This is a genomic window from Streptomyces lacrimifluminis (genome assembly GCF_014646095.1).
In the GTDB taxonomy this organism is placed as follows: Bacteria; Actinomycetota; Actinomycetes; order Streptomycetales; family Streptomycetaceae; genus Streptomyces; species Streptomyces lacrimifluminis.
In genome coordinates this window covers 327,591-341,044 of sequence record NZ_BMMU01000003.1, presented here as the reverse complement: position 1 = coordinate 341,044, position 13,454 = coordinate 327,591, and the positions used below count along the sequence as shown (strand labels likewise).

Below are 13,454 nucleotides of genomic sequence, written 5' to 3'. Positions count from 1 at the left end.
GTCAGTCCCCGACCTCCACCGGGGCCACTTGGGTCACCGGAGCCGAGCCGCCGGCGCCGCCCGCCATCGCGAGCCCCAGCGTCCGCTCGTCCGCCTCGGCCTTCTCGTACGCCGCCGTCACACGGCCCTCGTACATCACCAGGACCCGGTCAGCGAGCCCGCGGATCTCGCTCAGCTCTGCCGAGACGAGCAGGACGGCATGGCCGGCGTCGCGGTAGGCGATCAGCTGGTCGTGGATGTTCTGGACGGCGCCGATGTCCACTCCGCGCGTGGGCTGCTCGACCAGCAACAGCGGGGCGTCGTGGGCGAGTTCGCGTCCGATGAGCAGCTTCTGCAGGTTGCCGCCGGACAGCGAGGACCCGGGCACCTCCGGGGACACCGCCTTGATGCCGAAGCGCTCGATCAGGCGCCGCGCGTGACCTCGTACGGCGGCGGGCGGCAGCAGGCCACGTGCGGACAGCGACGTACGGTGGTGGCCCATCGCCAGGTTGTCCGCGACGGACGCGGCGGGCGCCGTACCGACGGCGTGGCGGTCCTCGGGGACGTACGCCAGACCCTGGGCGCGGCGCTCGGTCGCCGAGGCGTGTGTGATGTCGTCGCCGAGCAGCGCGACCCGCCCCGAGGTCACCGGACGCAGGCCTGCCAGGGCTTCCACCAGCTCGCTCTGGCCGTTGCCGGCGACGCCCGCGATCCCGACGATCTCCCCGGCGCGGACGGTGAGCCGGACGTCCCGTACGCCGTCCGTCGCGAGGTCGGTGACGTCCAGGATCACGTCGCCCGGGGTGCCGGCGGAGTGGACGCGGTCGAGTTCCACGGCGCGGCCGGTCATCGCGGCGGCGATCTCGGCGGCGGACGTCTCGGCGGTGACCAGCCGGGCGACGACGTGGCCGTCCCGCAACACCGTGACGTTGTCGCTGCCTTCGAGGACCTCGCGGAGTTTGTGCGTGACCAGGATGACCGTACGGCCTTGTGCGGCAAGGGACTTGAGGACCGCGAACAGGGCGTCCGCCTCGCCGGGGGTGAGGACGGCGGTCGGCTCGTCGAGGATGAGCGTCCGGGCGCCGCGATGCAGCAGCTTCAGGATCTCCACGCGCTGGCGCAGCCCGACGGGCAGGTCACCCACCCGGGCGTCCGGATCGACGGCGAGCCCGTGCTCCTCGGCCAGCTCACGCACCCGGCGGCGGGCCGCACCGCGGTCCACCAGGCCGAAACGGCGCGGCTCGGCGGCGTACACCACGTTCTCGGCGACCGTCAGCGAGTCGAACAGCTTGAAGCTCTGGTGAACCATGCCGAGTCCGGCGGCCATCGCGTCGCCCGGGTCGGAGAACACGACCTCGCGCCCGTCGATCCGCACCGAACCGGCGTCCGGGCGTTCCATCCCGTACAGGACCGACATGAGCGTCGACTTGCCGGCGCCGTTCTCGCCCATCAGGGCGTGGATCTCGCCGCGCCGGACGGTCAGGTCGACGGCGTCGTTGGCGAGCGTGCCGGGGAACCGCTTGGTGATTCCCCGGAGCTCGACGGCCGGCGTCTCCGGGTCAGCCGACGGCGGCGGGGTCATCGACCGTCAGCTCTCCGGACACGATCTGGTCGCGCAACGCCTCGATCTTCTTCAGGACGTCGGGGTGCTCGGCGATCACGCACTGGGACGAGTCGACGCCCTTCTCCAGCCCCGTGAGGCTGATGCCGCCCTCCTTCAGGCCGTACGAGGTGGTCGTGCCCGTCTGACCGCCGAGGACCTGCTCGACGCCCTTCTCCACGGCGATGTCCGTGCGCTTGATCACATTGTCGACCACCGTGCCGGGCGCCGAGGGGCACTGGTTGACGTCGACGCCGTACGCGAACGCGCCCTTGGCCTTCGCCGCCTCGAACACGCCGTAGTTGCCGGCCGCGGCAGCCGCCATCAGCTGGTCGTAGCCCTTGGAGAGCAGGTCGTTCGCCTGTTCCTTGGCGCGCGCCGAGTCGTCGAACGGGGACTGGCCGCCGACGAAGCGGGTGCCGGTCTCCGTCTTCGCGGCGACATGCTGGGCGCCGGCCGCGAACGGGTCGCTGAAGCGCCGGAACACGGGCGTGTCCAGCACGTCCACCGCACCGACCTTGCCGCTCTCGCTCAGCAGCCCGGCCTCCGCGCCCGCGAGGAAGACACCCTCGTGCTCGCGGAAGACCCCGCAGCTGACGTTGTCGATCGCCCTCGTCGTGCACGCGTCGATCATCAGGAACTGCTGCTTCGGATGCGCCGCGGCCTGCTGCGCGACCAGGTCCGCGAACTCGAAGCCGACCAGCACGACGACGTCGGGCTTCGCGTCGACGGCGGCCTGCACGTTCTGCTGCTGGGAGGCGGCGTCGGTGGACTCGAACACCTTCTCGGTGCCGTTGTGCGCCTTCGCGGCGGCCTTGACGCCGGTCACGGCGAGCTTGAGGAACTCGTTCTGCCCGACGGCGTCCGGCGTGACCAGTGTGAACGACGCGCTGCCCGCACTGGCGTCGGAGGAGGCGTCGTCCTTCGCGGCGGCGTTGCAGGCGGTGGCACCGGCGACGAGCAGCACGGTCATGGCGGCCATCGGGAGCGTACGACGGGATCTGCGAGGCATCGAGGGACCTTCCGGAGGTACGTACGGCACAACCCGCGTTCTGCGCTGAGCACGGGTGAGGGAGAGCGGGAAAGGCGGACGGCACAGGGGAGGCAGAGGCGGACGGGTCAGCGTCGACAGCCGTCGCTCGCGCACCGGCCGTGGTCGAGGAAGCGGCGCATGGTGAGCAGCACGCGTCCTCCTTCACATGGGCCCTACGGGTGCGGGTGCTGGACTCTAGCACCGGAGTTCGAATCCCCGCCCGGCTGTCTCGAACTGTGGTTCGCCGAGGTCATGTACGGTGTCGCGCACCGTCGGAACTTCAGGAGCGCCCCGTCATGCCCCAGGAACTGCGCGCCGTCGGCTGGACCGGAAACAGCCTCGCGCTCATCGACCAGACCCTGCTGCCGCACCGCAACGAGACCAGGGATGTCCGCGATGTGGACACCCTGGTGGACGCGATCCAGCGGCTCGTCGTACGCGGCGCCCCCGCGATCGGCGCGGCGGGCGCGTACGGGGTCGCCCTGGCGCTGCTCCAGGGCGAGCGCGAGGGCTGGACCGAGGACCAGGTGCGGGCGGCCGTGGCACGGATCCGTGAGGCCCGGCCCACCGCGGTCAACCTCATGGTGTGCGTGGACCGGGTCATGACCCGCTTCGAGGAGGGCCTGGAAGCGGTCCTCGAAGAGGCCGCCGCCGTCCAGCGCGAGGACGTCGACGGCAACCGCGCGATGGGCGCGCACGGCGCCGACTGGCTCCTCAAGCGTGTCGCCGGGACCGTCGGTGACCGCCCGCTGCGCGTCCTGACCCACTGCAACACCGGCGCGCTCGCAACGGCCGGATGGGGTACGGCACTTGGCGTCATCCGTGAACTGCACGCGCGTGGCCGGCTGGAGGTCGTGTACGCCGACGAGACGCGCCCGCTGCTCCAGGGCTCGCGCCTGACCGCCTGGGAGCTGGTCCAGGAGGGCATCCCGCACTACGTCCAGGCGGACGGGGCCGCGGCCGGCACGATCCTGCGCGGCGAGGTCGACGCGGCGATCGTCGGCGCGGACCGGATCGCGGCCAACGGCGACACCGCCAACAAGGTCGGCACGGTCGGCGTCGCGCTTGCCTGCGCGGACGCCGGAATCCCGTTCCTGGTGGCGGCCCCCACGACCACGGTCGACCTGGCCACGGCCACCGGCGACGACATCCACATCGAACTCCGGGGCGAGGACGAGGTGTTGGAGTGGTCGGGCGTACGGACGGCGCCCGCCGGGTCACGCGGCCACAACCCGGCGTTCGACGTGACGCCGGGACGACTGGTGACGGGGCTGGTCACCGAGCGGGGCGTGCTGGAGGTGTCCGCCGGAGAACTCCCGGTTGACCGCTTGAAGTGACGATTCCCCGCGCCCCCGTCAGGGGCGCGGGGCCGTATCTGTCTGCGGCTGCGCCGCGGGGCGCGCTCAGCCCCCACCGCCCCGCGGTTTGACTACCGTCCGTCCCGCGGAGCGCTGAGCTCCAACTCCAGCAGCCACTCGACGACTTCGGTGTGGTGTCGCGCCTGACGGGGGTCGTCCCCCCACACGTACAGCCCGTGTCCCGCGACCACGACGGCCGGCATCCGGGGGTCACGCGCCGCCTCCAGACGGTCGCCGAGCACCTTCATGTCCTGGCTGTTGGTGATGACAGGCAGGGGCACCTCGGCGTCGTGGGCGGGCTGGCCGACGCCCTTGAGCATCTCGATGTCCCTGAACACGATCCCGCCGGGCTCGCGCCGGCCCATCGCCACGGACGCCACGGTGTGCACGTGGACCACCGCGCCGGCGCCGGTCAGCGCGGCGACCCGGGCGTGCAGCTCGGCCTCGGCGGACGGCTTGCCGCCGTTCACCGCCGCACCCTGCGCATCCACCAACACCACGTCCGCAGGCGTCAGTTCACCCTTGTCGTGGCCGCTCGCGGTGACCGCCAGGAGCAGCGGATCCCGGGACAGCACCACGGACAGGTTCCCGGAGGTGCCCCGCATCCAGCCGAAGGAGGCGAAGCGTGCGGACTCGGCGGCGAGTACCGCCCCCGCCTCCTCCAGGTCGGGCGTGCTGATGTCGGCGGTCACGTGGCGCTCCTCGAACTGATGGAACTGGTTGAACCGGTGGAACTGATGGAACCGGTGATGCTGATCTCGTCGAACGTCCCCGCCTGAGCGTGGTCCCCGACGCCCTGCTCGTAGTAGGGCTCCCCGGGGCGCCGGATCCCGACGGTCCGCCATCCGGCGGCGCGCGCCGCGTCCAGCTCGCCCGGCCGGTCGGAGAGGAAGAGGAGCCGGCTCGGATCCGTGGTGCCGGTGGCCTCCGCGATACGTCGGTACGACTCCGCCTCCTGCTTGGGTCCCGCGTTCTCGGTGTCGTACAGGCCCGACACGAGGGGCAGGAGGTCGCCCTCCGGGGTGGACGCGAACCACGCGCGCTGCGCGGCGACCGACCCGGAGGAGTAGACGTAGAGCCGGAGACCCGCCGCGTGCCAGGCACGCAACGCCGGCAGGACGTCGTCGTAGAAGTGCGAGACGAGATCGCCGCGCGCGAAGCCCTCGGACCAGATGACGCCCTGGAGCGTCTTGAGGGGCGTCGCCTTGCGGTCCTCGTCCAGCCAGGCGTTGAGGGTCTTCTCGACGAGTACGGCGTCGGCGGCGGGCTCGTCGATCAGCTCGCGCACCTGTGCCACCGCTCGCGCCACTTCCGGATCACCGCTCCGCTCCGAGAGCAGTGCTCCGAAACGAGAGCGGGAGTACGGATACAGCACGTCGACGACGAACCCCGTGGCGCTCGTGGTGCCCTCGATGTCGAGCACCACGGCGTCCACACCGTCCACGGCGTACGTGTCGGCCCTCTCGGCGGTCCCCTCGCCGGCCCCCTCGTCCCGCAGGGTCACGCGGCGGCCCTGTCCCGCTGGAACCCGGCATCGATCGTGTCGTAGTCCGGGAAGCGGGAGGCGATGGTCGAGCCGGTGAAGTTGCCGATCCAGCCGTCCTCCTCGTGGAAGAAGCGGATCGCGGTGAAGGCGGGGCTGGTGCCCATGTCGAACCAGTGCGTGGTGCCGCGCGGTACGCCCAGCAGGTCGCCCTTCTCGCAGTACACGGCGTGGACCTCGCCGCCCACGTGCAGATAGAAGATGCCGGAGCCGGAGACGAAGAAGCGGACCTCGTCATCGTCGTCGTGCGTGTGCTCCTGGAGGAACTTCGCGCGGGCCGCCTTCGCCTTCGCCGGGAACTCCGGGTCGTCGCTGGGGTGCAGACCGAGGACGTCGACCGTGGTGAAGCCCTCCTCGGCGTTCAGCCTGTCGATCTCCGGGCCGTACGCGGCGAACACGGTGTCGCTGTCGGCGTCCGCGGGCACGTCCTCACGGATCGGCCACTGCTCGTAGCGCACCCCGATCGGGGCCAGCGCGGCGGCGATCTCGGCCGGGTCGGAGGTACGGCGTACGACGGTCTCCGGGCCGGACTCGGGCCAGGTCGTCAGCAGGGTCATGGGAGCAACTCCAGAGGGCTGGAAGGGATTTCGACAACGAAACGAAGGCAAGCGGAGGGAGGGGAGGGCCGGGGGAGGAGCGGGAGTGGGGGGAAGCAGGAGGGGCCGGGGCCGGTCGTCAGTCGCGACAGCCGCGACACGGTGCGTCGGTACAGCGTCGTACCGCTGTCGCGCCGGGTGTCGTCATCATCGGAAGCCTCACTGTCCCGGGTCGGGTGCCGGTCCCGTGATGGTAACTCCGGTCGGGGGCTCGGCAGAGTGTGACGAATCAGGCGTTCCATATGCTGAGATCTGGTGTCCAGGGCTTTGACGAATGGCTGGAAACGTTCTCATGATCTCCCTATGAAGACGCTGCTGCTCGTGCGGCGGCTGTACGTGGACTTGCTCCGGTCGACCACAGCCCGCTGTCGCTGATCCGACCTGGAGTACCCGAGACGCCCCGGCCGTGCGTGGCTTTCGTCCCACGCCGCCACATCGCGCTCAGGGCCGGACACTCCCGCGCCTACGCCTTGCGGCCAACGCGCCGCTTCATCCTCATCCCTCCCTCCCGTACTGCCCTGCACCTGGAGTCCCGCATGCCCCGCACCCGCCTCCCCCTCGCCGCGCTCTCGCTGGCCTCCGTCTCGGCGCTCTTCCTCGCGGGCTGCTCGCAGTCGACGAACGCCTCCAAGGACACCGGCGACACGGCAGCCTCCGCGTCCGCCGCCACCGGCACGAAGCCCGCCCCCTTCGACAAGGGCACGGTCAAGGTCGCGCTGGTCCGGCAGAGCGGCGCCGGCGACTACTTCGAGCAGTGGGGCAACGGCGCCAAGGCGCAGGCCAAGGCCCTCGGCATCGACCTGACCGTGTACGACGCCCAGGCCGACAACGCCAAGCAGGCCACCGACCTGTCGTCGGCGATCAACTCCGGCGCTCAGGCGATCATCGTGGACCACGGCTTCCCGTCGACGATCCAGCCCGAGATAGACAAGGCCGTGAAGAAGGGCGTCAAGGTCGTCGTCTACGACGTGGAGACCGCCACGAAGGGCGTCGTCAGCACCAAGCAGGACGACGCGAGCATGGCCCAGGCCGTCCTCGACGTGATGGCGACGGAACTCGGCAAGAACGCCAAGGTCGGCTACGTCAACGTCGCCGGCTACGCGGCCCTCGACAAGCGCGACAGTGTCTGGAAGTCGACGGTCGACGCCAACGGCTGGAAGCAGGCCTTCAAGGTCGGCAAGGTCACCGACTCGACCGCCACGGACAACGTGCCGCTGGTCTCCGCCGCGCTCACCCAGCACTCGGACGTGACGGGCATCTTCGCCCCCTACGACGAGCTGGCCAAGGGGACCGTCCTCGCCGTGCAGAACAAGAAGCTGCAGGACAAGGTGAAGGTGTTCGGCGCGGACGTCTCCAACGCCGACATCCAGAACATGACCGCCTCGGGCAGCCCCTGGGTCGCCACGGCGGGCACCGACCCGTCCGCCGTCGGCGCCGCGGTCGTCCGTACGGCCGCCCTGGAGCTGGCCGGACGGCTGAACAAGACCTCGGTCGAGTTCCCGGCCGTCGCCATCACCCAGGCCTTCCTGAAGAGCAAGAACATCCAGAACATGGACCAGCTGCGCACCGCGCTGCCCGCGCTGAACCTCTCCCAGGTCAGCACGGCCGACTGGATCGCCAATGTCGCCCACTGAGGCGCCCGAACCATCCGGGCAGGACGGCGCGGCGCCCGCGGTCGGTCTGCGGGACGTCAGCATGGCCTTCGGCGGAAAGACGGTCCTGGAGTCCGTCTCGCTGGACATCGCGCCGGGCAGGGTCGTCGCGCTGCTCGGTGCGAACGGGGCCGGCAAGTCCACGCTCATCAAGATCCTGTCCGGCGTCCACACGGACCACGGCGGCGAAGTGACGGTGAACGGGGCCCACGCTGCCCTGCAATCACCGCTCGCCGCCCGCCAGCTGGGCATCCAGACGGTGCACCAGCGGATCGGTGAGGGCATCGTTCCCGGGCTGACGGTCGCCGAGAACCTGGTCTTCGAGGAGCTCGCCCAGGCGCGCGGCAACCCGTTCCTGAACGGGCGCCGCGTGCTGGCCCGCGCCCGCGAGATCCAGTCGGCCCTGGACCTCGGCTGGAGCGACGCCCTGCTCAAGCGGGACGTCACCGAACTCGGCATCTCCGACCGCCAGTTGCTGATCCTGGCCCGCGCCCTGGCCACTCGCCCGAGGCTCCTGATCCTTGACGAACCGACGTCGGCGCTCTCGGCGGCGGAGGCGGAGCGCCTGTTCGCCCTGGTCGAGCGGATGCGCGACGACGGCATCGCGGTCCTCTACGTCTCCCACCGCCTCGGCGAGATCGACGCCCTGGCGGACCGGCTGGTCGTCCTGCGAGACGGCCGTCTCACCGAGGACCAGGTCAAGCCCTTCGACTGGGACAGCGCCCTGCGCGCCATGCTCGCCCAGGCCCAGGAGGCGACCACGGCCCGCCCCCGCGCCGAGTCTGCCCCCGGCGAGACCCTCCTGTCCCTGCGCGGCGTACGCCTCCTGGACGGACGCACCCCCCAGGACCTGGATCTGCGCGCGGGCGAAGTCACCGGCGTCGTCGGCCTGTTGGGCGCCGGCAAGACGGAACTGGCCCGCGGCCTCTTCGGCGCGGAACCCTTCGCCACCGGAGCCGTGGAACTGGACGGCAAGGCGTACGCGCCGCGCCGCCCCGCCGACGCGATCCGGGCCGGCATCCACCTCGTCCCCGAGGACCGTCACGCGGACGCCCTGGTTCCCGGCTGGTCGCTCGCCCAGAACATCTCGCTGCCGTTCCTCAAGTCCCTTTCGACGGCCGGGCTGGTGAACCGCTCCAAGGAGGACGCCCTCGGCCGCGACACCATCGAGGCACTCGGCGTCGTCGCCCGTGACGAGCACAGCACCGTCGAGGAGCTTTCCGGCGGCAACCAGCAGAAGGTCGTCGTCGGCCGCTGGCTCGCAGAACGCCCTCGCGTCCTCATCCTGGACGAGCCGTTCCGAGGCGTGGACATCGGCGCCCGGCGCGACATCGGCCGCCGAGCCCGCGCCCTGGCAGCCGAGGGCGCCGCCGTCCTGGTCCTGTCCGCCGACGTCGACGAGATCCTGGAGATCGCCGACCGGGTCGTCGTCCTCGCGGCCGGCGAGATCCACCTCGACGCGTACGGCGAGGACGCGGAACGCGACCGAGTGATCCAGACGATCTCGGCGTCGGTCTGATGAGGGGCGCTCTGTGGGTGACGGGTAGCGGAGTGACGTTGCCCGGCGGGGCTGGCGGGCGCGGAATCGCGCCCCCGAAGGGGCGCGGGGCTGCGACATGTGCGGCTCCGCCGCGTGGGCGCGACCAGCCCCCACCGGCCCGCAGTCGAACAACCACCCAACCTGCCGTCCACCCCCACGCCGGCCACACCGTCCCCGCCGCACCAGGAAGCACCCCATGACCACCAGCCAGAGCGCCGCCCCCGCGAAGACGGCGACCCCGTCCACGCCCGTCGCCGCCGCAGGCCCCCGCGTCCAGAACGCGGTCATCAAGTACGGCTTCATCTTCGTCACCGTCACGCTCTTCACGTACTTCGCGCTGAGCGAGCCGTCCTTCCGCGACTCCGCGACCCTCCTCGACACCCTTCGCTACGTGTCCGTCGCCGCGATCCTCGGCCTCGGCGTCACGCTCACCATGGCCGTCGGCGGAATGGACATGTCGGTCGGCGCGGTGGCCGGGCTCGGGGTGACCGTCGCCGCGAAGACGATGGTCACGTACAACCAGGTCGGCGTGGTCGCGATCATCGCGGTGATCGTCGCGGGAGCGCTCGCGGGACTGCTCAACGCCCTGCTCATCGTGGTCCTCAAGATCCCCGACATGCTGGCCACGCTGGGCACCATGTTCGTCATCCAGGGCACCAAACTCATCCTGGTCGACGGCCAGTCCATCACCCCGGGCATGACCCAGTCCGACGGCACGACGGCCCCCGGCAGGTTCACCGACGGCTTCCTGCGCATCGACCGGGGCTCGATCCTCGGCATCCCCATCTCCGTGGTGATCTTCGGTGCCCTGACGGTCGTGGCCTGGATCTTCCTGGCCCGCACCCGCTGGGGCCGCGTGCTGTACGCGATCGGCGCCAACCCGGAGGCCTCCCGCCTGGCGGGCATCCGCGTGGGCGCGTACCGGGCGCTGGCGTACGTCCTTTCCGGCGTCCTGGCGTCGACCGGCGGCCTGATCCTGGCGGCGCGCATCGGCCAGGGCGATGTCTCCGCCGGTACGTCCCAACTCCTCGAAGCCGTCGCCGTCGCCCTGGTCGGCACGTCCGTCCTCGGCCGGGGACGCCCGAACGTCTGGGGCAGCGCCCTGGGCGCGGTCCTGATCGGCATCATCACCACCGGCCTGACCATCAAGGGCCTGCCGTACTACACACAGGACGTGGTCGAGGGCGCCGTCCTGATCCTCGCCCTGGTCTTCAGCTTCACCCTGTCCAAGCGCCGCACCGCATAAGGAAGTTCACGATGGGCTACCGCATCCTGGAGCCGGCCGACGTCCCCGCGTACCTGAACGAGCGCGGCCACTGGCCCGACCCGTCGGACATCCAGGTCCGCGAGGTCTCCGACGGCAACATGAACCGCGTGTTCCTCGCCAGGTCCACCGACGGCACCCGCAGACTGGCCGTCAAGCAGGCCCTGCCCTGGGTCCGGGTGGCGGGCCCGTCCTGGCCGATGAGCCCGGAGCGCGCCGACGCCGAGGCTAGGGCGTACGAGCAGGTCGCGAAGGTGGCGCCCGACAAGATCCCGGCGATCCTCGGCTACGACCCCGAGAACTACGCCCTCGTCATGGAGGACATGTCGGACCTGGAGGTCCTGCGCACGCTCCTCAACGAGGGCGCGTCGTACGGTCCGCACACCTCCGCCAGGATCGGCGAGTTCGTAGCCCAACTTGTCTTCGCGACAAGCGACTTCGGCATGGAGTCGGCAGACCGCAAGGCACTGCTGGCGGCCTCGGTGAGCCCCGAGCTGTGCAAGATCACCGAGGACGTGGTCCTCGCCGAGCCGTACATCGAGCACGAACACAACCACTGGCACGAGGCCTTGGACGACCTGGCGACGGAGTTCCGCGCGGACACGAGGCTCCGCACGGAGGTCGCCGACCTCCGCCACACCTTCATGACCAGCGCCCAGGCACTCCTCCACGGCGACCTGCACACCGGTAGTGTCATGGTCGGCGAACGCGAAGGCGCCCCGGTGGTACGGGTCTTCGACCCCGAGTTCTCCTTCGTGGGCCCGATCGGCTACGACCTCGGCCTCTACTGGGCTAACGCCCTGGTCTCCGAGGAACGGGCGCGCGCACTGGGTTCGTTGAGCGACCACTCCGACCAACTGGCCCTGTCCTGGGAGGCCTTCGAGTCCGAGTTCCGCGCCCTGTGGCCGACCAGGATCGACACCTTCTTCGACGACGCGTACCTCGACCGCTTCCTCCGCAGGATCTGGACGGAGGCGGTGGGCTACGCGGGCACGGAAATCATCCGCAGAATCATCGGCTTCGCCCACCTGACAGACCTGACAACGCTCCCTGACCCGGTCCCGGCATCCCGCAGGGCGTTGCTGCTCGGCCGCGAACTGATCGTCCGCCGCGCCGAGTTGACCAACCCGCACGATGTACGAGCGGTAGTGGAGGCGCCCTGAAGGGGCGCGGGGAACTGCGCGACCGGCCACAACGCACCCGCAGACAAAACACCACGCGAAAGGGGGCGGCTCTCAACGAGGAGCCGCCCCCTTTCACGCCGTACCGTTACTTCTTGTCGAGCAGATCCTGAACCTTCGCCCGGACTTCGTCCGTAGCCAGCCCCCGGATCGTCAACGTGGTCCGCCGGCGCAGCACGTCATCCGCAGTCTCAGCCCACTCACTGTCCCGCGCATACACAACCTGTGCCCAGATCTCCGGCGCGTCAGCGTGCACCCGCTCACCCAGTTCAGGGTTCTCGTTCGCCAGCCGTGCGATGTCGAACGCCAGTGACCCGTAGTGCGTCGCAAGGTGCTTCGCCGTGTCGGCGGCCATACGCGGACCCGGTGCCGGGCTGTCGACCAGCAACCGGTGCGCGACGGCGCGCGGGTTGGCGACACCGGGAAGCGGCAGGTGCTTCGGCAGGGACGAGACAGGCTCGAAGTCGTCACCCAGCGGACGGCCGGGCAGCTTCTCCAGTTTCTCCATGACCGTACGGCCGATGTGCCGGAAGGTCGTCCACTTGCCGCCCGAGACGGACAGCATCCCGCCCCTGCCCTCGGTCACGACCGTCTCCCGCTTGGCCTTCGCCGTGTCACCGGGGCCACCCGGCAGCACCCGAAGTCCCGCGAAGGAGTACGTGATCAAGTCGGGGGAGAGCTGCTGGTCGCGCACGGAGAACGCGGCCTCGTCGAGGATCTGAGCCGTGTCCTTCTCGGTGACCGCGACGTCCGCCGGGTCGCCCTCGAACACCTCGTCGGTGGTGCCGAGCAGGAGCATGTCCTCCCAGGGGAGGGCGAAGGTGATGCGGTACTTGTCGATCGGGGTGGCCAGCGCCGCCTTCCACGGAGACGTCCGCTTCAGGACCAGGTGCGCGCCCTTCGACAGCCGGATGGACGGCGCCGCGTCCGGGTTCTCCATCCTGCGCAGGTGGTCGACCCACGGGCCGGTGGCGTTGAGCACGAGCCGGGCGTTGACGCCGAAGTCGTCGCCGGAGAGACGGTCGCGCAGGTCGGCACCGGTGACCCGGCCCCTGGTGAAGCGCAGCCCCGACACCTCGGCGTGGTTGAGCACGACAGCGCCCGCCTCGACGGCCGCACGGACCGTCATCAGCGCCATGCGCGCGTCGTTCATCTGACCGTCGCCGTACACGGCCACGGCCTTGAGGTTCTCGGTGCGCAGCTCGGGCACGTCCTGCGCGGCCTTGGCCGGCGACAGCAGGTGGCCGACGCCGTCACCGAAGGCGGACAGGGCGGAGTAGGCGAAGACGCCCGCCCCGAGCTTCGCCGCGCCGTGCGGCCCGCCCTTGTACACGGGGAGGTAGAACGTGAGCGGGTTCGCCAGATGGGGGGCCACCTGACGGGACACCGCACGGCGCTCGAAGTGGTTCTCCGCCACCAGCTTCACCGCGCCGGTCTGCAGATAGCGCAGACCGCCGTGGAGAAGCTTGGACGAGGCGGAGGAGGTGGCGCCGGCGAAGTCGCCGGCGTCGACCAGAGCCACCCGCAGCCCGGACTGCGCGGCATGCCAGGCAGTCGAGATGCCGAGGATGCCACCGCCGATCACGAGAAGGTCGTACGTCGCCTTGGAGAGCTGCTCCCGGGTCTCGGCGCGGCTCGGGTTGGAGCCGAAGGCCGGGTGCGTACCGAGGGCAGGCACGGACTGCAGGGTGGACTGGCTGGTCATGTG

11 protein-coding genes are annotated in these 13,454 nt (G+C 70.7%); 5 read left to right on the top strand and 6 right to left on the bottom strand.

Annotated elements, in window-relative coordinates; translation table 11 throughout:
• Window position 1: 1 nt before the first annotated feature.
• Both IEY89_RS06940 and IEY89_RS06935 read right to left on the bottom strand, forming a co-directional pair.
• The gene (locus IEY89_RS06940) at window positions 2-1,561 is read right to left on the bottom strand and encodes an ABC transporter ATP-binding protein (RefSeq protein ID WP_189146370.1); all 1,560 of its coding nucleotides are present in this window, start codon (window positions 1,559-1,561) and stop codon (window positions 2-4) included.
• Window positions 1,539-2,591 (bottom strand): BMP family ABC transporter substrate-binding protein, encoded by a 1,053-nt coding sequence (locus tag IEY89_RS06935; protein WP_189146369.1) that lies wholly within the window; start codon window positions 2,589-2,591, stop codon window positions 1,539-1,541. Before IEY89_RS06935 ends, IEY89_RS06940 begins: the two co-directional genes overlap by 23 nt.
• Before the next feature lie 317 nt (window positions 2,592-2,908).
• On the opposite strand from IEY89_RS06935, the gene mtnA reads away from it, so the two are divergent.
• Complete coding sequence (mtnA, locus tag IEY89_RS06930; protein WP_189146368.1) at window positions 2,909-3,949, top strand: S-methyl-5-thioribose-1-phosphate isomerase; 1,041 nt, start codon at window positions 2,909-2,911, stop codon at window positions 3,947-3,949.
• A gap of 92 nt (window positions 3,950-4,041) precedes the next feature.
• Here mtnA and mtnB read toward each other — a convergent pair whose 3' ends face one another.
• From mtnB to IEY89_RS06915, 3 genes are read right to left on the bottom strand one after another with little or no spacing between them, the layout of a single operon-like run.
• The gene (mtnB, locus tag IEY89_RS06925; protein ID WP_189146367.1) at window positions 4,042-4,662 is read right to left on the bottom strand and encodes a methylthioribulose 1-phosphate dehydratase; all 621 of its coding nucleotides are present in this window, start codon (window positions 4,660-4,662) and stop codon (window positions 4,042-4,044) included.
• On the bottom strand, window positions 4,659-5,414 hold the full coding sequence (mtnC, locus tag IEY89_RS06920) for an acireductone synthase (protein ID WP_189146497.1): 756 nt from the start codon (window positions 5,412-5,414) through the stop codon (window positions 4,659-4,661). Before mtnC ends, mtnB begins: the two co-directional genes overlap by 4 nt.
• Before the next feature lie 56 nt (window positions 5,415-5,470).
• Complete coding sequence (locus tag IEY89_RS06915; protein ID WP_189146366.1) at window positions 5,471-6,070, bottom strand: 1,2-dihydroxy-3-keto-5-methylthiopentene dioxygenase; 600 nt, start codon at window positions 6,068-6,070, stop codon at window positions 5,471-5,473.
• Between the two features lie 575 nt (window positions 6,071-6,645).
• On the opposite strand from IEY89_RS06915, the gene IEY89_RS06910 reads away from it, so the two are divergent.
• The 4 genes from IEY89_RS06910 (at window position 6,646) to mtnK (ending at window position 11,728) form a co-directional block, all read left to right on the top strand.
• Window positions 6,646-7,743: a substrate-binding domain-containing protein gene (locus tag IEY89_RS06910; RefSeq protein WP_189146365.1), complete on the top strand. Its 1,098-nt coding sequence runs from the start codon at window positions 6,646-6,648 to the stop codon at window positions 7,741-7,743.
• On the top strand, window positions 7,730-9,280 hold the full coding sequence (locus IEY89_RS06905; RefSeq protein WP_189146364.1) for a sugar ABC transporter ATP-binding protein: 1,551 nt from the start codon (window positions 7,730-7,732) through the stop codon (window positions 9,278-9,280). The genes IEY89_RS06910 and IEY89_RS06905 overlap by 14 nt, the downstream gene beginning before the upstream one ends.
• Window positions 9,281-9,497: 217 nt before the next feature.
• Complete coding sequence (locus tag IEY89_RS06900) at window positions 9,498-10,547, top strand: ABC transporter permease (protein ID WP_189146363.1); 1,050 nt, start codon at window positions 9,498-9,500, stop codon at window positions 10,545-10,547.
• Window positions 10,548-10,558: 11 nt separating this feature from the next.
• Window positions 10,559-11,728: an S-methyl-5-thioribose kinase gene (gene mtnK / locus IEY89_RS06895; protein ID WP_189146362.1), complete on the top strand. Its 1,170-nt coding sequence runs from the start codon at window positions 10,559-10,561 to the stop codon at window positions 11,726-11,728.
• Between the two features lie 106 nt (window positions 11,729-11,834).
• Here mtnK and IEY89_RS06890 read toward each other — a convergent pair whose 3' ends face one another.
• Window positions 11,835-13,451, bottom strand: coding sequence for a glycerol-3-phosphate dehydrogenase/oxidase (locus IEY89_RS06890; RefSeq protein ID WP_189146361.1), 1,617 nt, complete (start codon window positions 13,449-13,451; stop codon window positions 11,835-11,837).
• Window positions 13,452-13,454 lie beyond the last annotated feature (3 nt).

Bases quoted from the DNA above. Each gene is read 5' to 3' on its own strand.
- mtnK (WP_189146362.1), top strand. From the start codon at position 10,559: ATGGGCTACCGCATCCTGGAGCCGGCCGACGTCCCCGCGTACCTGAAC.
- IEY89_RS06940 (WP_189146370.1), bottom strand. From the start codon at position 1,561: ATGACCCCGCCGCCGTCGGCTGACCCGGAGACGCCGGCCGTCGAGCTC.
- IEY89_RS06910 (WP_189146365.1), top strand. From the start codon at position 6,646: ATGCCCCGCACCCGCCTCCCCCTCGCCGCGCTCTCGCTGGCCTCCGTC.
- IEY89_RS06935 (WP_189146369.1), bottom strand. From the start codon at position 2,591: ATGCCTCGCAGATCCCGTCGTACGCTCCCGATGGCCGCCATGACCGTG.
- IEY89_RS06900 (WP_189146363.1), top strand. From the start codon at position 9,498: ATGACCACCAGCCAGAGCGCCGCCCCCGCGAAGACGGCGACCCCGTCC.
- IEY89_RS06915 (WP_189146366.1), bottom strand. From the start codon at position 6,070: ATGACCCTGCTGACGACCTGGCCCGAGTCCGGCCCGGAGACCGTCGTA.
- IEY89_RS06905 (WP_189146364.1), top strand. From the start codon at position 7,730: ATGTCGCCCACTGAGGCGCCCGAACCATCCGGGCAGGACGGCGCGGCG.
- mtnA (WP_189146368.1), top strand. From the start codon at position 2,909: ATGCCCCAGGAACTGCGCGCCGTCGGCTGGACCGGAAACAGCCTCGCG.
- IEY89_RS06890 (WP_189146361.1), bottom strand. From the start codon at position 13,451: ATGACCAGCCAGTCCACCCTGCAGTCCGTGCCTGCCCTCGGTACGCAC.